The 16,573-nt window shown below is 68.4% G+C and carries 15 protein-coding genes; 5 read left to right on the top strand and 10 right to left on the bottom strand.

Going from position 1 to position 16,573, the window contains the following annotated elements; all coding sequences use genetic code 11:
* Positions 1-40: 40 nt before the first annotated feature.
* The 7 genes from U5809_RS06525 to U5809_RS06495 all read right to left on the bottom strand — a co-directional run bounded on the left by U5809_RS06525 (position 41) and on the right by U5809_RS06495 (position 7,176).
* Positions 41-724: an HAD family phosphatase gene (locus U5809_RS06525; RefSeq protein ID WP_322085932.1), complete on the bottom strand. Its 684-nt coding sequence runs from the start codon at positions 722-724 to the stop codon at positions 41-43.
* Entirely contained in the window at positions 721-1,572 is an 852-nt protein-coding gene (locus tag U5809_RS06520; RefSeq protein WP_048245223.1) for a carbohydrate ABC transporter permease, read from the bottom strand. Before U5809_RS06520 ends, U5809_RS06525 begins: the two co-directional genes overlap by 4 nt.
* Positions 1,569-2,516 (bottom strand): carbohydrate ABC transporter permease, encoded by a 948-nt coding sequence (locus U5809_RS06515; protein ID WP_282505863.1) that lies wholly within the window; start codon positions 2,514-2,516, stop codon positions 1,569-1,571. The genes U5809_RS06520 and U5809_RS06515 overlap by 4 nt, the downstream gene beginning before the upstream one ends.
* 114 nt (positions 2,517-2,630) lie before the next feature.
* Complete coding sequence (locus U5809_RS06510; RefSeq protein WP_309290210.1) at positions 2,631-3,956, bottom strand: sugar ABC transporter substrate-binding protein; 1,326 nt, start codon at positions 3,954-3,956, stop codon at positions 2,631-2,633.
* 59 nt (positions 3,957-4,015) lie between these two features.
* Entirely contained in the window at positions 4,016-5,377 is a 1,362-nt protein-coding gene (locus U5809_RS06505; protein WP_322085931.1) for a D-tagatose-bisphosphate aldolase, class II, non-catalytic subunit, read from the bottom strand.
* Positions 5,365-6,321, bottom strand: coding sequence for a sugar kinase (locus tag U5809_RS06500; protein WP_322085930.1), 957 nt, complete (start codon positions 6,319-6,321; stop codon positions 5,365-5,367). Before U5809_RS06500 ends, U5809_RS06505 begins: the two co-directional genes overlap by 13 nt.
* 78 nt (positions 6,322-6,399) lie before the next feature.
* Positions 6,400-7,176: an L-iditol 2-dehydrogenase gene (locus U5809_RS06495; RefSeq protein ID WP_176051627.1), complete on the bottom strand. Its 777-nt coding sequence runs from the start codon at positions 7,174-7,176 to the stop codon at positions 6,400-6,402.
* 329 nt (positions 7,177-7,505) lie between these two features.
* On the opposite strand from U5809_RS06495, the gene U5809_RS06490 reads away from it, so the two are divergent.
* Genes U5809_RS06490 through U5809_RS06475 form a run of 4 tightly spaced genes read left to right on the top strand, consistent with a single transcriptional unit; the run spans position 7,506 to position 10,614 of the window.
* Positions 7,506-7,967: a Fur family transcriptional regulator gene (locus U5809_RS06490; RefSeq protein WP_011546084.1), complete on the top strand. Its 462-nt coding sequence runs from the start codon at positions 7,506-7,508 to the stop codon at positions 7,965-7,967.
* Between the two features lie 46 nt (positions 7,968-8,013).
* Positions 8,014-8,925, top strand: a complete 912-nt coding sequence (locus U5809_RS06485) for a metal ABC transporter solute-binding protein (protein ID WP_282505867.1) — start codon at positions 8,014-8,016, stop codon at positions 8,923-8,925.
* A gap of 17 nt (positions 8,926-8,942) precedes the next feature.
* Positions 8,943-9,839, top strand: coding sequence for an ABC transporter ATP-binding protein (locus U5809_RS06480; protein ID WP_322085929.1), 897 nt, complete (start codon positions 8,943-8,945; stop codon positions 9,837-9,839).
* Positions 9,832-10,614, top strand: coding sequence for a metal ABC transporter permease (locus tag U5809_RS06475; RefSeq protein ID WP_176051624.1), 783 nt, complete (start codon positions 9,832-9,834; stop codon positions 10,612-10,614). The genes U5809_RS06480 and U5809_RS06475 overlap by 8 nt, the downstream gene beginning before the upstream one ends.
* 113 nt (positions 10,615-10,727) lie before the next feature.
* Here the strand turns inward: U5809_RS06475 and fghA are convergent, their stop codons facing one another.
* The 3 genes from fghA to U5809_RS06460 all read right to left on the bottom strand — a co-directional run bounded on the left by fghA (position 10,728) and on the right by U5809_RS06460 (position 14,389).
* Positions 10,728-11,576 (bottom strand): S-formylglutathione hydrolase, encoded by an 849-nt coding sequence (gene fghA / locus U5809_RS06470; RefSeq protein ID WP_322085928.1) that lies wholly within the window; start codon positions 11,574-11,576, stop codon positions 10,728-10,730.
* Positions 11,577-11,592: 16 nt separating this feature from the next.
* Positions 11,593-12,699, bottom strand: a complete 1,107-nt coding sequence (locus U5809_RS06465) for an S-(hydroxymethyl)glutathione dehydrogenase/class III alcohol dehydrogenase (protein ID WP_011353045.1) — start codon at positions 12,697-12,699, stop codon at positions 11,593-11,595.
* Positions 12,700-12,922: 223 nt separating this feature from the next.
* Positions 12,923-14,389: a xylulokinase gene (locus U5809_RS06460; RefSeq protein WP_322085927.1), complete on the bottom strand. Its 1,467-nt coding sequence runs from the start codon at positions 14,387-14,389 to the stop codon at positions 12,923-12,925.
* Positions 14,390-14,838: 449 nt separating this feature from the next.
* Between U5809_RS06460 and U5809_RS06455 the strand changes: the two genes are divergently transcribed.
* Entirely contained in the window at positions 14,839-16,215 is a 1,377-nt protein-coding gene (locus U5809_RS06455) for a nucleobase:cation symporter-2 family protein (protein ID WP_176051621.1), read from the top strand.
* Positions 16,216-16,573: the final 358 nt, after the last annotated feature.

Genomic DNA, 16,573 nt, shown 5'->3' with positions numbered 1-16,573 from the left:
CGTTCGTGATGCGCCGCCTTCGGGCGGCGCGCAATCGTTGCTAGTTCGGCAGCACCGCGCCCGTCGCCTGCCAGCGCGCGACGTAACCGGGCAGCTCGTGCATGTCGTCGAATACATGACGCGCGCCGATCCCGCGCAGCGCGTCGATTTGCGCGGCCGACGCATGCCCGCCGCCGACGAAGCCGAGCACGGTCATGCCGGCCGCCGCCGCCGCGGTGATGCCGGTCACGCTGTCCTCGACGACGAGGCAGTGGGCAGGCGCCGCGCCGAGCGTGCGCGCGGCCGCGAGATACACGTCGGGCGCCGGCTTCGGCCGCGCGACGGCATCCGCGCAGAACAGCCGGTCGCCGAAGAAGCGCGCGAGACCCGTGCGGGCGAGCGCCGCCTCGACGTACGCACGGTAGCTGTTGCTCGCGCAGGCCGTCGTCAGTTGAATCGCGGCCAGCGCCGTGTCGATGCCTTCGACCATCGGCGCATTGACGGCCGCTGCTTCGACCGCGCGGCGGATCGCCTCGACGTCGGCGGCCGACAGCGTGCGGCCGACGGCCTCGCCGGCACCGGCCAGCACGCGCTCGATGCGCAGCCCGAGCAGCGGCATCACGGCCGGCCGCGCATCGACGCCCGGCCAGCGCGTATCGAGTTCGCACACGATCACGTCGGCGGCCACGGCCTCGCTGTCGATCAGCACGCCGTCGCAATCGCAGATCAGGACGTTCGCTGTCATTTGACGGCCCCGAACGTGAGCCCGCGCACGAGCTGCTTCTGCGACAGCCAGCCGACGATCAGGATCGGCGCGACGGCCAGCAGGGAGGCGGCGGACAGCTTCGCCCAGAACAATCCTTCGGGGCTCGAGTACGACGCGATGAACACAGTCAGCGGCGCCGCGTTCGAACTCGACAGGTTGATGCTCCAGAACGCCTCGTTCCACGACAGGATGACGAGCAGCAGCGCGGTGGACGCAAGCCCCGGCAGCGCCATCGGCATCAGCAGGTAGACGATCTCCTGCCACGTCGACGCGCCGTCGATGCGCCCCGCTTCGAGGATGTCCTTCGGAATTTCGTTGAAGTACGTGAAGGTCATCCATACCGCGATCGGCAGGTTGATCAGCGTGTAGACGATCACGAGCCCCGACACGGTATCGAGCAGCCCGGCGTTCTTCCACAGCAGATAGATCGGCACGAGCACGCCGACCGACGGCATCATCTTCGTCGACAGCATCCACAGCAGCACCTTCTGCGTGCGATGGTTCGGGAAGAACGCCATCGCGTACGCGGCCGGCACCGCGAACAGCAACGAGATCACCGTGACGCCGGCCGAGATCAGCACCGAGTTCCACGCGAACGCGAAGTAGTTGCTGCGCGCAAACACCTCGCGGAAGCTGTCGAGCGTCGGCATGAAGAACAGCGTCGACGCATACGCCTGCTGCTCGGTCTTGAACGCGGTGATCGCCATCCAGAAGATCGGGAAGAACAGCAGCAGCGCGATCAGCCACGCGAGCGTGCCGGGCAGCGCGCGCCGCACGAGGTCGAACACGGCCGGCACGCGCCGGCCTTCGAAGGTCAGGTCGCTCATTTCTCGTACTCTCCCTTCAGGTTGCGCGCGAGCATCCGCACGAGGAAGAACGACACGACGTTCGCGACCACCACGGCGATGATGCCGCCCGCGGACGCGAGGCCGACGTCGAACTGCTGCAGGCCGAGCGCGTAGATCAGGTAGGACAGGTTGGTCGTCGCGTCGCCGGGGCCGCCGCCGGTCGTCGTGTAGATCTCCGCGAAGATCGACAGCAGGAAGATCGTCTCCATCATCACGACCACGGCGATCGCGCGCTTCAGGTGCGGCAGCGTGATGTAGAAGAACATCGCGATCGGGCCGGCGCCGTCGATGCGCGCGGCTTCCTTCTGCTCCTGGTCGAGCGACTGGATCGCGGTGAACAGGATCAGGAACGCGAACGGCAGCCACTGCCACGCGACGATGATGATCACCGCGGTGAGCGGGTAATCGGCGAACCAGTCGATCGGCGTCATGCCGAGCGCGCGCATCGCGTTCGCGACCAGGCCGTATACCGGGTGCAGGATCATGTTCTTCCAGATCAGCGCGGATACCGTCGGCATCACGAAGAACGGCGCGATCGCGAGCAGGCGCGCGACGCCCTGCCCGTAGAACTTGCGGTCGAACAGCACGGCCATCAGCACGCCGCCGACCACCGTGATCGCGAGCACCGCGCCGATCAGCACGAGCGTATGCCAGATCGCGGGCAGGAACGACGGATCGGTCGCGAGGAAGCGGTAGTTGTCGAAGCCCGCGAAACCCTTCACGTCCGGGTTCAGCAGGTTGTAGCGCGAGAACGAATACCAGATCGTCATCGCGAGCGGGATCGACATCCACAGCAGCAGCACCGCGACGGACGGCGACACGAGCCAGCTCGCGCCGCCGCGCGCACGGCGCGGCGCGCCCGGCGGCGACGACGCGTCGCCGACCGGCGACGCATGGCTCAGGGGAAGACGTAAATGACGCATGATCGGAGTCCCTCCGGTTGATGCGCGGGCGAAACCGGCCTGCCCGCCTTTCAGCTTCGCCGGCCCGCACCGTGCACGACGGCGCGCGGTGCGGGCTGCACGGCGTCCTGCGCGTTACTTCTTGTAGCCGGCCTGCCGCACCGCGCGGTCGGCGGCGGCCTGCCCGGCAGCGAGCGCCTGGTCTACCGTCATCTGGCCCGCGACCGCACCGGCGATCGACTGGCCGACCACCGTGCCGAACGACTGGAATTCAGGAATCCCGACGTACTGCACGCCCGTGTACGGCACCTTCTTCAGCGACGGATCGTTCGGGTCGGCCGTCTCGATCGCCTTCAGCACGAAGTCCGAGAACGGCGCGGCGGCCTTGTACTCGGGGCGCTGATACGTCGACGTGCGCGTGCCCGGCGGCACCGACGCCCAGCCCTCGTCCTTGCCGACCATCTCGATGTACTGCTTCGACGTCGCCCACGCGATGAACTTGCGCGCGGCGTCCTGCTGCTTCGACGTCTTCGGCACGGCCAGCGCCCACGCCCACAGCCAGTGCGAACCCTTCGGCGTGGCGGCGACCGGCGCGGCCGCGAAGCCGATCTTGTCGGCCACCTGCGACTGCTGCTTGTTGTAGAGCATGCCGGCCGCGACCGTCGCGTCGATCCACATCGCGCACTTGCCCGATGCGGTGAGCGTCAGGTTCTCGTTGAAGCCGTTCGAGCTCGCTCCCGGCGGGCCGTCTTTCTTCAGCAGGTTCACGTAGAACGTGATCGCCTTCTTCCATTCCGGCGACGTGAGCTGCGCGTTCCAGTTCTCGTCGAACCAGCGCCCGCCGAACGTGTTCACGACCGTCGACACGAACGCCATGTTCTCGCCCCAGCCGGCCTTGCCGCGCAGGCAGATGCCATAGGTGCCCTTCGACTTGTCGGTGAGCTTGTCCGCGAATTCGGCGATCTGGTCGTAGGTCGGCTGGTCGGGCATCTTCAGCCCCTTCGCCGCGAACAGGTCCTTGCGGTAGAACGTCATCGAGCTTTCGACGTAAAACGGCAGCGCGTAGAGCTGGCCGTTGTACGACAGGCTGTCGCGCGCGGTCTTCACGATGTCGTTCAGGTCGTAGTCGGCCGGCAGGCCCGTCATCGGCGCGAGCCAGCCGCGCTTGCCCCACTGCGGCGTCTCGTAGGTGCCGATCGCCATCACGTCGAACTGGCCGCTGCCGGTCGTGATGTCGGTCGTCGCGCGCTGGCGCAGCACGTTTTCCTCGAGGATCACCCAGTTCAGCTTGATGTCGGGGTTCGCCTTCTCGAACGCCGGCGACAGCTTCTTCAACTCGATCATGTCGGGGTTGTTCAGCGTCGCGATCGTCAGCGTGCCGGCGGACGCGGCGCAGGCCGCCGTCGCGAGCGCGGCTCCGGCGAAGCAGCGTGCGGCGGCGTCGAGCATCTTTCGTTGCATGGCATGTCTCCTGTGTTTGTTCGAAGTGTCATCGGTATTGCGATTTACTTCGCGGCCCGTCACGCCGGCCGCTGCATTCCGCACGCGCGCGCATAGTGCGCGATCACGTCGCGTATCCGGTGGCGCACCCACGCGCGCGGCTCCCTCGCGAGCCCGCCTGCGCGGCACGCCGCGTAGACATCCGGCAGCCACTGCGCGACGAGCGTCTCCGGCACCGGCTGCCGCGCGAGGTTGTCGAACAACTGCTCGACCGCGGCCGCGACGGCCGGCTGCAGCCAGTAGTAGCGGATCCGGTCGCTGTAGCTGAACTGGCGCGCGAGCCGCTGCTCGGTCTCGTCGCCGCGGTAGTACGGCGCCCAGTGTTCGGGCTGCGCGCGCATCGCGGCATCGACCACATCGCGCAGGCGCGAACGCTGTGCGACGTCACCGATCAGCGCATCCTCGATGAACGTCAGTGCGAACAGCGCCTCGCGCAGCGCGAACGTCAGCGCCGGGCCGACCTTCAGCACCGCGAAATGGTCGCGCACGAGCGCGGCGAGCGCGCCTTCGGTCTGGTAATCCGTCGAGTGCGCCTCGAACACGAGGTGCGGTGTCTGCAGGATACTCGCGCCGAGCGACGCCGCCTTCGCACTGTCGTAGTCGAGCACGTGACGATCGTCGAAGTCGACGCCCGGCTGCGCGACGACCGCGACGACACGCGCCCAGGCGTCGCCGAGCCCGGCTGCCGCGAACGCACGACGATGTGCATCGAGCGTCGCCGCGATGCTGTCGCTGCGCGTGACCGCGATCCGCGCGATCGCCGCATCGTCCCCTTCGTTCGCGCCGCCGCTCACTTCGCCGCCCGGCGTCGGCACTTCGGTGCCGATCACGTAGACGGGCGCGATACCGGCGCGCCGGGCCGCGTCTTCCGCCGCGCGGCATAGCTCTGCCGCGCGTGCGGCGATCGTGCGGTCGTCGAGCCGCACCGGATCGTCCGCGCACGCCATACTCGCATCGAGATGGATCTTCTCGAAGCCGGCCTCGACGTACGCGGCGACCATCGCGACGGCCTCGCGCATCGCGTCGGCCGCGCGGCGGTGCCGCCACGGGTTCGGGCCGAGATGGTCGCCGCCGAGCACGAGCGCCGACGGCGCGAGCCCGCAACGCGCGGCGATCGCATCGACGTCACGGCGGAAATCGGCGGGCGTCATGCCCGTATAGCCGCCGAGATGGTTCACCTGGTTGCAGGTCGCCTCGATCAGGAGCGGCGAGCCGTCCGCGCGTGCGGCTTCGCACGCGGCTTCCAGCACGAGCCGGTGCGCGCTGCAGATCGAATAGATGCCGCGCTGTGCGTCGGCGCGGTTCGCGTCGAAGATCATCCGCAGCACCGCGTCCGCATGGGCGGTGCGCGGGCGTTCGGCGAAGGTCGTCAGGCCGGACATGCGATACCTCGTTCGGTCAGGAAGCGGTCGATCTCGGCCGCGCTGCTGTTGCCTTCCATCGGGCCACGCCGCGTGACCGCGATCGCGCCGGCCGCGTTCGCGCGGCGCAAGGCGGCATCGATCGGCACACCCGCGACCAGGCTCGCAACGAGCGTGCCGCCGAAGCAGTCGCCGGCGCCGGTCGGGTCGACTTCGTCGACCGGAAAGGCCGATGCGTCGACACGGTTCGCACGATCGAACGCGACGCTGCCTTGCGCGCCGCGCTTCAGCACGACACGCTCCAGCAGCGGATGCGTCGCGAGCAGGCCCGCGATCGCGCGCTCGGCCGGCTGCGGCCCGCAGAAGAACGGCAGGTCGGCCTCGCTCGGCATGAACAGGTGGCACGCGGCGAGCATCTCGTCGAGCGCCGCGCGCATCGGGCGAAAGCTCAGCATCTCGGGGCGCACGTTCGGATCGAACGACACCTTCGCGCCGGCGCGCGCGGCCTCGATCACGCCGCGCTGCACGGCCGCGATCGCCGATTCGCTCGTCAGCGACGAGCCCATCACGTGGAAATAGCGGCAGCCGTCGAACATCGCGGGATCGACGTCCGATGCATCGACGCACGCGGCCGCGCTGGTGGACAGCGTGAAGACGAAGCTGCGCGAACCGTCGTCGCGATACGCGACGAACGCGGTGCCGGTCGGACGTGAGACGCGGCGGATGCGCGCCACCTCGACGCCGTCGCATTCGAGCCGCGCGACGATCGCGTCGCCGAACGCGTCGCGGCCGACGCAGCCCGCATACGCGACGCGTGCACCGAGCCGGGCGGCCTGGTCGGCGAAGATCGCCGGCGCGCCGCTCGGGAACGGCCCCGCGAACAGGCCCGGCGTCTCGAAACCCTGGCCGCGCTCGGCGGCGACGAATTCGGCGAGCAGTTCGCCGGCGACGACGATCTCGGCCATCAGGCGTGCCCTCCCCGTTCGACGGCGGCCGAGTCGTCGCGGACCGGCCGGCAGGTTGCGCGTGCGAGCAGCTCCACGTCAGCTCATCCAGTTGCCGCCGTCGACATTCAGCGTCTGGGCGGTGATGTAGTCGGCGTCGGCCGACGAAAGGAACAGCGCGGCGCCCGTCAGGTCGCCCGGCACGCCCATGCGGCCGAGCGGCACGGCTTCGCCGACGAGCCGCTTCTTCTCGCCGAGCGGCCGGTTCTCGTAGCGCGCGAAGAGGGCATCGACCTGCTCCCACATCGGCGTGTCGACGACGCCCGGCGCAATCCCGTTCACGTTGATCCGGTGCGGCGCGAGCGCGAGCGCGGCCGACTGCGTATAGCTGATCACCGCGGCCTTGGTCGCGCAGTAGTGCGAAACGAGCGCTTCGCCACGACGGCCGGCCTGCGACGACATGTTGACGATCTTGCCGCCGCGCCCCTGCTCGACCATCCGCTGCGCGACGGCCTGCATCAGGAAGAACAACCCCTTCACGTTGACCGCGAACAGCCGGTCGAACACGTCCCACGATTCGTCGAGGATCGGGCGCATGTCGAACAGCGCCGCGTTGTTGAACAGGATGTCGACGCCGCCGAAGCGCTCGACCGCCGTGGCGACGATCCGCTCGATGTCGTCGCGGCGCGTGACGTCCGCGGTGACAGCCACCGCGCGGCCGGGGTTCGCCTCGATCAGCCGCGCGAGCGAGCCGCTGGCGGGCTTCAGGTCGACGAGCACGCAGCGTGCGCCCTCGTCCAGATAGCGTTGCGCGACCGCCTCGCCGATGCCGCTTGCGGCGCCCGTCAGGATCGCGACCTTGTCTTCCAGTCTCACTGGCTGTCTCCGGTTGGTTCTGCTGTACGACGGCCACGAGGTGAGCGAACGCTCGCCGACCGATCAATTGCTCTGTTAGTGATCGAATGATCGGATACGCGATTCGCGCTGTCAAGGCGACGCGACGGCTTTCTATGACGCGCTGCGGCACAACGGCGCATGACGACGGCCCGTCGCGCACGCCCGGCAAGGCGTGCGCCGTGCGGTGCGGCGCAGTGGGACGGACGGTGAAGGGGACGGAGCGAGGCGAGAAAGGGGAATTCGCGCTGCACGGCGCGACGATACGTTATATCATCGCCATACTTTGTTTCATCGCCCTGCTTCACGCCATGGCTACCTCATCGTCCATTGACGCCCGGCTGTCCCGGGCCGACGCATTCGCCGCCGAGCACGGGCTCGCGTGGACGCCGCTGCGCCGTCAGGTCTACGAACGCGTGCTGGCCGCGCAGCGCCCGATCGGCGCGTACGACCTGCTCGCCGAACTCGAACCGCAGCGCGGCCGCGTGCCGCCGACGACCGTCTATCGCGCGCTGGATTTCCTCGTCGAGCACGGCTTCATCCACCGGATCGAATCGAAGAACGCGTTCTTCGCGTGCTGCGAGATCGGCGTGCCGCACGAAGGCCAGTTCCTGATCTGCGATTCGTGCGGCGACACCGTCGAGATTCCCGGCGGCGACCTCGCGAAGCAGTTGTCCGCGAGCGAGCCCGCGCACGGCTTCGAAGTCCACCACCAGGTCGTCGAGCTGAGCGGCCTGTGCGGGCACTGCAAGCGCAAGCCCGCGCAACGCTGACGCCGAATCGCGCGGCCACGCGCCGCCCCTTCCAACGAGGAGTTCCATGTCCATTGCCCTGAAGCGCGCGCCGCGGCGTGCCCTGTCGCCTGTCCGCTGGCTCGCCGCCGCCGTTGCCGCGCTGTCGCTCGCGGCGCCCGCGTTCGCGCAGGCCGCGACCGTCAACGTCGTCGCCGCCGAGAATTTCTACGGCGACGTCGCGACGCAGATCGGCGGCAGCCACGTTGCAGTCACGAGCATTCTCAGCAACCCCGACCAGGATCCGCACCTGTTCGAAGCGAGCCCGAAGACGGCCCGCGCGCTCCAGCACGCGCAGGTCGTGATCTACAACGGCGCCGACTACGATCCGTGGATGGGCAAGCTGCTCGGCGCGTCGAAGCAGGCGAAGCGCGCGACGATCGTCGTCGCCGATCTGGTCGGCAAGAAGGCGGGCGACAACCCGCACCTGTGGTACGACCCGGCGACGATGCCGGCCGCCGCGCGCGCGATCGCGGCCGAGCTCGGCCGCGCCGACCCGGCGAACAAGGCCGAGTACGATGCGAACCTGCAGAAGTTCGTCGCATCGCTGAAGCCTGTCGACGACAAGGTCGCCGCGCTGCGCGCGAAGTACAAGGGCGTGCCGGTGACGGCCACCGAGCCCGTATTCGGCTACATGTCCGACGCGATCGGCCTCGACATGCGCAACCAGCGCTTCCAGCTCGCGACGATGAACGACACCGAAGCCAGCGCGCAGGACGTCGCCGCATTCGAGAACGACCTGCGCAAGAAGCAGGTGCGCGTGCTGATCTACAACAGCCAGGCCGAAGAACCGATGACCAAGCGCATGCTGAAGATCGCGCGCGACGGCGGCGTGCCGACCGTCAGCGTCACCGAGACGCAGCCGGCCGGCAAGACCTTCCAGCAATGGATGGCCGGCCAGCTCGACGCGCTCGGCAATGCGCTTTCAGCCGGCAAGTAATCGACAACCGTAACGACATGACCGCCACTCCCCACGCACTCGCCGTCGATCGCGTCACGCTCGAACTGGGCGGACGCACGATCCTGCGCGATGTCAGCTTCTCGATCGAACCCGGCGAATTCGTCGGCGTGCTCGGGCCGAACGGCGCGGGCAAGACGACACTGATGCGCGCGGTGCTCGGCCTCGTGCCCGTGTCGGCCGGCTCGCTGTCCGTCGGCGGCGTGCCGGTCGTGCGCGGCAACCCGTCGATCGGCTATATGCCGCAGATTCGCAGCGGCCTCGCGAACCGCCGGATGCGCGGCTACGATTTCGTCGCGATGGCCGCCGACGGCCACCGCTGGGGGCTGCCGCACACGAACGCGGCCACGCGCCGCGACGTCGAGCGCGTGCTCGATCTCGTCGGCGGCCCGACCCTCGCGCGCCGGCCGCTGTCCGAACTGTCGGGCGGCGAACGCCAGCGCCTGCTGCTCGCGCAATGCCTGCTCGGCAATCCGAAGCTGCTGCTGCTCGACGAGCCGCTGATCAGCCTCGACCCGAACCACCAGCGTGGCGTCGTCGAACTCGTGCGCAACGTGCAGCGCGAGCTCGGCATCACCGTGCTGTTCTCCGCGCACGAACTGAATCCGCTGCTGAACGCGCTCGACCGCGTGCTGTATCTCGGCAACGGCGTCGCGGCGCTCGGCACCGTCGACGAGGTGATCACGAAGCCCGTGCTGTCGCGGCTCTACGGATCGCCGATCGACGTGATGCGCGTGAACGGCAAGATCTTCGTGATGTCGGGCGACGTCGAGATCGAGAAGCACGACCACGAACACGAGGACGACGACGGCCACTCGCACGGCGGCGGCGGCGGCGGCGGCCACGGCCATCATCACCACGGACACGCTCATCCCGGGCATTCGCACGATGTTTGAATACGACTTCATGATCAACGCCTTCGCGGCGTCGGGGATCGTCGCGGTGCTCGCGGGCATCGTCGGCTACTTCCTGGTGCTGCGCGGGCAGACCTTCGCCGGCCACGCGCTGTCGCACGTCGGCTTCACCGGCGCGACGGGCGCGGTGCTGCTCGGCATCTCGCCGATCTGGGGCATGGTCGGCTTCACGCTCGCGGCCGGGATCGGGATGGGCGCGCTCGGCGAAAAGCTCGCGGGCCGCGACGTCGCGATCGGCGTGATCCTGTCGGGCGCGCTCGGCTTCGGCCTGCTGTTCCTGCATTTCTATACGTCGTTCGCGACGCAGGTCACCGCGCTGCTGTTCGGCAACGTGCTCGCGGTGAGTCACGACACGCTCGCGGTGCTCGCGGGCATCGGCGCGGTGAGCCTCGCCGCGCTCGCGCTGATCGCGCGGCCGCTGCTGTTCGCGTCGCTGCAGCCCGAACTGGCTGAAGCGAAGGGTGTGTCGCTGCGCGCGGTGTCGATGCTGTTCCTCGCGGTGTGCGCGCTCGCGGTGGCCGCGGCGACGCAGATCGTCGGCGTGCTGCTCGTGTTCACGCTGCTGGTCGGGCCGGCTGCGGCCGCGCAGAACGTGACGACGCGGCTGTCGACCGGCGTGCTGCTCGCCGCGCTGTTCGCGCTGTTCGAGGCGTGGGCCGGCATCGTGCTCGCGTATCACACCGACTGGCCGACGAGCTTCTGGATCACCGCGCTGTCGGCGCTCGTGTACGGCGCAAGCCTGTTGCGGCGCAACTGAGCGCCGCCCGATGAAAATAAAAAACGCCGGCGTGCCCGAGGGCAGCGCCGGCGCTTTTTTATGCGTCCGCGATCGTGCGGCGCGCCGTTTGCGTTACGTGCTTCCCTTCCCGCTCATCGTGCAAGCACGCGCGCGTGATGCGCGAGGTGATCGGCGATGAACGTCGAGATGAAGTAGTACCCGTGGTCGTAGCCCGGATGCCGACGCAGCGTCAGCGGCTGGCCGGCCTTCGCGCATGCGGCCTCGAACACGTCGGGGTTCAGTTGGTTCGCGAGGAATTGATCGGCGAGACCCTGATCGACGAGGATGCCGTCCGCGAACTTCGGCGCATCGGCGCGCGCGACGAGCTCGCTCGCGTCGTGTGCCTTCCATGCGTCGCGATCGTCGCCGAGGTAGCCCGAGAACGCCTTCTCGCCCCACGGGCAGCGCGTGGGCGCGGCGATCGGCGCAAACGCCGACACCGACCGGTACAGGCCCGGATGGCGCAGCGCGAGCGTCAGCGCGCCATGCCCGCCCATCGAGTGACCGAAGATCCCGAGCCGCGCCCCGTCGATCGGCAGCTCGGCCGCGACGAGCTCGCGCAGCTCGCCCGTCACGTACGACTCCATCCGGTAATGCGTGGACCACGGCGCCCGTGTCGCATCGACATAGAAGCCCGCGCCGACGCCGACATCCCACGCATCGGTCTCGCCCGGCACGCCCGCGCCGCGCGGGCTCGTGTCGGGCATCACGAGCGCGATGCCGTGCTGCGCCGCGTATTGCTGCGCGCCGCCCTTGATCGCGAACGTCTCGTCGGTGCACGTGAGCCCTGCAAGATAGAACAACGCCGGCACGCGGCCGTGCGCCGCCTGCGGCGGCAGGTACACCGAGAACTTCATCGGCAGGCCGATGGCCGCCGAATCGTGACGGTAGAAGCGCTGCTCGCCACCGTGGCACGCATGCGAGGAAACGAGTTCGAGCATGACGGTGCGCTCCCGGTCAGTACAGCACGACCGAACGGATCGACTCGCCGGCCTTCATCAGGTCGAAGCCTTCGTTGATCCGCTCGAGCGGCAGCGTGTGCGTGATCAGGTCGTCGATGTTGATCTTGCCTTCCATGTACCAGTCGACGATCTTCGGCACGTCGGTACGGCCGCGTGCGCCGCCGAACGCCGAGCCCTTCCACTCGCGGCCCGTCACCAGCTGGAACGGACGCGTGCTGATTTCCTCGCCCGCTGCCGCCACGCCGATGATGAACGACTGGCCCCAGCCCTTGTGCGTGCACTCGAGCGCCTGACGCATCAGCTTCACGTTGCCGACGCATTCGAACGAGTAGTCGGCGCCGCCGTCGGTCAGCTGCACGATGTGGTCGACGACGTTCTCGACTTCGTTCGGGTTGATGAAGTGCGTCATCCCGAACTTCTTCGCAAGCTCGACGCGCTTCGGGTTGATGTCGACGCCGATGATCTTGTCCGCGCCGACCATCTTCGCGCCCTGGATCACGTTCAGGCCGATGCCGCCGAGGCCGAACACGACGACGTTCGCGCCCGCCTCGACCTTCGCCGAGTACACGACCGCGCCGACGCCCGTCGTCACGCCGCAGCCGATGTAGCAGATCTTGTCGAACGGCGCGTCCTCGCGCACCTTCGCCACCGCGATTTCCGGCACGACGATGTAGTTCGAGAACGTCGACGTACCCATGTAGTGGAACAGCGGCTTGCCGTCGAGCGAGAAGCGCGACGTCGCATCGGGCATCAGACCCTTGCCCTGCGTCGCGCGGATCTTCTGGCACAGGTTGGTCTTGCGCGACAGGCAGAACTTGCATTCGCGGCATTCGGGCGTGTAGAGCGGAATCACGTGATCGCCCTTGCGCAAGGTGCCGACGCCGGGACCGACGTCGACCACCACGCCCGCGCCTTCGTGGCCGAGGATCGCCGGGAAGATCCCTTCCGGATCGGCGCCCGACAGCGTGTAGTAGTCGGTGTGGCAGATGCCCGTCGCCTTCACTTCGATCAGCACTTCGCCTGCGCGCGGCCCTTCGAGATCGACTTCCTCGATCGTCAGCGGCGCACCCGCCTTCCATGCAATCGCGGCTTTCGTTTTCATCGTGTCACTCCTGTGTGTCTGTGAGGTCAGCCGGCGCGCGCTTCAGCGCCCGCCGGGTTCCATGCAAAGCGGTTGAAGCCGTGCCGCGCGGCGTCGCGCGCGACACGCAGAAAGCATCCCGTGCTCGCCATGATGGCCGGTCCCGCCACGCACCGCGTGCGGGAAACGGTCGCAGGCTTGCCACGATGCGTCATCGCTGACGCAAAAGAACAAGTGTTCGAGTTTAAACACCCGTCGTAAACCACGCATCCGTGCGTGCGTACAGATCGATGAAGCGCGCATGGCGCGCGGCCAGCAGGTGGTCGTCGCGCGGCGCAGCGACCGGCGACGCGGCCGGCGCCAGCGCGCGCAACGCGTCTTCCCGCCAGTGCCCGATCGCGACGCCCGCGAGCAGCGCGGCGCCGCGCGTCGCGGCATTCGGGCAGTCGATCGCGTGCAGCGACGCGCCGAGCGCATCGGCGAGCAACTGGCGCCAGCGTGGATCGACCGAGCCGCCGCCGGCGAGACGCAACGTCGTCACCGGGTCGCGACGATCGGCATCGCGGATCGCATCGAGCCCCGCGCGCAGCGCGAACGCGACGCCTTCGAACGCCGCGCGCATCATTGCGCCGCGCGTATCGCCGAGCCCGAGGCCGAGCCAGCCGCCGCGCGCATCGGGGTTCATCCACGGCGAGCGCTCGCCCGTCAGGTACGGCAGGAAGCACAGCCGGTCGGACGCCGGCTGCGCGAACGCATCGTCATACGCATCGGCCCATCCCGCATAGCCCAGCCAGCCGCGCACGGCTTCGAGCGCGAGCCCGACGTTCTGCATCGCGGCCATCGTGTAGTAGCCGCCGCCAGCCGCCGTGCGATAGCGATGCAGCCCGCGCCGCGCGGGCGGCAGCGCATCCGCGAGCACGACGATCTGGCCGCCGCTGCCGGTCGTCAGCAGTGCGTCGCCCGCGGCAACCAGCCCGCTGCCGAGCGCCGCGCAAGCGGTGTCGGCCGCGCCCGTCGCGAGCGGCACGCCGGCAGGCAGCCCGAGCGCGGTGGCCGCCTGCGCGCCGAGCGTGCCGCAGCGCGCGGTCGACGCAAGCACCGGCGCGAAGCAGTCGGCCGGCAAGCCAAGCGCGTCGATCAACGTGAAATCCCACGCGCCGTCGGGTGTCGCCAGCGCGGTCGCGCACGCGTCGCTCGGATCGGCCGCGACGTCGCCGCCGAGCGCGACGCGCAGCCAGTCCTTCGGCTGCACGGCCCAACGCGCGGCACGCAGCGTATCGGGTTCGTGCGCGGCCAGCCAGCGCAGCAGCGGGCCGGCCATGCCCGGCGCGACGGGGTTCGGGGCGACGGGCAAGCCGGCGGCGGGTAAGCCGGCGACGGTCCATCCGGCCGCGTCCGCTTCGCGCACGGCGCGCGTGTCGGGCCACAGCAGCGCGGGCCGCACCGGCTGCCCGGCCGCGTCGATCAGCACGACGCCGTGCATCTGGCCCGAGAAACCGATCGCTGCGACCTGCGCGCGTTCGCCGGCCGGCAGCCGCGCGGCCGCACGCACGAGCGCCTGCCACCACGTCTCGGGAGCAATCTCGGCCCAGCCGGGATGCGGCGACGACAGCGCATAAGGTTCGCTCGCGACTGCCCGCTCGACGCCATCGGCATCGAGCGTGACGAGTTTGACGGAGCCGGTGCCGAGGTCGATTCCGAGCAGGCGCATGACGGGGCGATGAATTCGTATGAACGGATGCCGATGATAACGGGATAGCGATGTACGCCCCGGCTTTTGCGGTCAGGACGATGCAAAACGAAGCAGCGAAGCCGCGATCGGCGACCCGGTTTCACCCGGCTGCACCTTGCGTACAAAAGAGACCGTTCGCGGGTTAACCCGGCACGAATTTTCACCGGTCCTTTTTGCCACTATGCGCGCTACCCGATACACACCATAAAGCGGCCTATATTTGACATGGGGGCCTGCACTATTTTGAAGGGCTATAAAACCGGGGAACCTCACTCCTGCGGCCGTTTCCCGATGATCGACACCCTGTTCCATGCCGAATTGGCATATCGAACCAGCAAAGAACGGAATAGTACCCAGCGCTCTTGTTGCGTGGATTCATTCCGCATAACTTCGTATCACCCCGAAAACAAGATCATGGAGTGAGACAGATGCAATCGAACACGGTCCATCCGTGCGATGAGGTGCTGCCGACCGGCAAGCTGGTAACGCTTGGCCTGCAACACGTCCTCGTCATGTACGCCGGCGCTGTCGCCGTGCCACTTATCGTTGGCGCCGCACTCAAGCTGCCGAAAGACCAGATCGCGTTCCTGATCAGCGCCGATCTGTTTTCGTGCGGCATCGCCACGCTGATTCAGACGCTGGGCCTGTGGATCTTCGGGATCCGCCTGCCCGTCATCATGGGCTGCACGTTCGCGGCGGTCGGCCCGATGATCGCGATCGGCACGAACCCCGGCCTCGGCATTCTCGACATCTTCGGCTCGACGATCGCGGCCGGCATCATCGGCATCGTGCTCGCGCCGATGATCGGCAAGCTGCTGCGGTTCTTCCCGCCCGTGGTCGTCGGCACCGTGATCGCGGTGATCGGGTTGTCGCTGATGGAAGTCGGCATCAACTGGGCAGCCGGCGGCGTCGGCAACCCCGAGTACGGCAGCCCCGTCTATCTCGGCCTGTCGCTGCTCGTGCTGACGCTGATCCTGCTGATCAACAAGTTCGGCCGCGGCTTCATCGCGAACATCTCGGTGCTGCTCGGCATCGTCGCCGGCTTCGCGATCGCGTTCGCGATCGGCCGCGTGAATACCGACGGCGTCGCGCACGCACCGTGGGTCGGCATCGTGATGCCGTTCCACTTCGGCCTGCCGCACTTCGACCCGCTGTCGATCGTGACGATGGTCACGGTGATGTTCGTCACGTTCATCGAATCGACCGGCATGTTTCTCGCGGTCGGCGACATGGTCGATCGTCCGGTCAACCAGGAGCGCCTGGTGCGCGGCCTGCGCGTCGACGGCCTCGGCACACTGATCGGCGGCATCTTCAACTCGTTCCCGCATACGTCGTTCTCGCAGAACGTCGGCCTGATCGGCGTGACGGGCGTGAAGAGCCGGTTCGTGTGTGCGACGGGCGGCGTGATCCTCGTGCTGCTCGGCCTGTTCCCGAAGATGGCACAGGTGGTCGCATCGGTGCCGCCGTTCGTGCTCGGCGGTGCAGGCATCGTGATGTTCGGGATGGTGGCCGCGAACGGCATCAAGGTGCTGTCGAAGGTCGACTTCGTGAACAACTCGCACAACCTGTTCATCGTCGCCGTGAGCGTCGGCATGGGCCTCGTGCCGGTCGTGTCGCCGCACTTCTTCTCGAAGCTGCCGCCCGCGCTCGCCCCGATCCTGCACAGCGGCATCCTGCTGGCATCGGCCACGGCCGTGATCCTGAACATCGTGTTCAACGGCGTGAAAGGCGAAAAGGATGCGCGCTGCGACATCCGCCGCGCCGGACACGACTTCGACGGGCGTCCCGCCGACGTGCACCACTGATCGCCCCGCGCCGGACGACGGCGCGCAGCGGTAACGCAAAACGCCACGGCAAGCCGTGGCGTTTTGCTTTGGGGGTGCCGGAGCAGATCGAGCGTTCAGGGCGAACACGCGTCGCACCTCGAGGCGGGCCGGCGCAGGCGCTGCGCGGCGCGGCGCGGGCCACCCAGGGTGGCAACACGGCCCGCGTGATCGAGGTCACCTGAGCCCGATGCAGCCGTCGTCACGCCAACCGTCTTCGCACCATGCGATTCGACTGCGCAAAAGAAAACGCCACGGACCTTCGTCCGTGGCGTTTCCGTTTCCGCGACCAGCCGGTTGGAAGGACAAGCGCGCTAAACCGCCCCTGCCCTTCCGTTGC

Source organism: Burkholderia sp. BCC1999 (assembly GCF_905339975.1).
Classification (GTDB): domain Bacteria; phylum Pseudomonadota; class Gammaproteobacteria; order Burkholderiales; family Burkholderiaceae; genus Burkholderia.
This window is presented reverse-complemented; position numbering and strand designations above follow the sequence as displayed.

Bases quoted from the DNA above. Each gene is read 5' to 3' on its own strand.
- U5809_RS06525 (WP_322085932.1), bottom strand. From the start codon at position 724: ATGACAGCGAACGTCCTGATCTGCGATTGCGACGGCGTGCTGATCGAC.
- U5809_RS06520 (WP_048245223.1), bottom strand. From the start codon at position 1,572: ATGAGCGACCTGACCTTCGAAGGCCGGCGCGTGCCGGCCGTGTTCGAC.
- U5809_RS06515 (WP_282505863.1), bottom strand. From the start codon at position 2,516: ATGCGTCATTTACGTCTTCCCCTGAGCCATGCGTCGCCGGTCGGCGAC.
- U5809_RS06510 (WP_309290210.1), bottom strand. From the start codon at position 3,956: ATGCAACGAAAGATGCTCGACGCCGCCGCACGCTGCTTCGCCGGAGCC.
- U5809_RS06505 (WP_322085931.1), bottom strand. From the start codon at position 5,377: ATGTCCGGCCTGACGACCTTCGCCGAACGCCCGCGCACCGCCCATGCG.
- U5809_RS06500 (WP_322085930.1), bottom strand. From the start codon at position 6,321: ATGGCCGAGATCGTCGTCGCCGGCGAACTGCTCGCCGAATTCGTCGCC.
- U5809_RS06490 (WP_011546084.1), top strand. From the start codon at position 7,506: ATGGCTACCTCATCGTCCATTGACGCCCGGCTGTCCCGGGCCGACGCA.
- U5809_RS06485 (WP_282505867.1), top strand. From the start codon at position 8,014: ATGTCCATTGCCCTGAAGCGCGCGCCGCGGCGTGCCCTGTCGCCTGTC.
- U5809_RS06480 (WP_322085929.1), top strand. From the start codon at position 8,943: ATGACCGCCACTCCCCACGCACTCGCCGTCGATCGCGTCACGCTCGAA.
- U5809_RS06475 (WP_176051624.1), top strand. From the start codon at position 9,832: ATGTTTGAATACGACTTCATGATCAACGCCTTCGCGGCGTCGGGGATC.
- fghA (WP_322085928.1), bottom strand. From the start codon at position 11,576: ATGCTCGAACTCGTTTCCTCGCATGCGTGCCACGGTGGCGAGCAGCGC.
- U5809_RS06465 (WP_011353045.1), bottom strand. From the start codon at position 12,699: ATGAAAACGAAAGCCGCGATTGCATGGAAGGCGGGTGCGCCGCTGACG.
- U5809_RS06460 (WP_322085927.1), bottom strand. From the start codon at position 14,389: ATGCGCCTGCTCGGAATCGACCTCGGCACCGGCTCCGTCAAACTCGTC.
- U5809_RS06455 (WP_176051621.1), top strand. From the start codon at position 14,839: ATGCAATCGAACACGGTCCATCCGTGCGATGAGGTGCTGCCGACCGGC.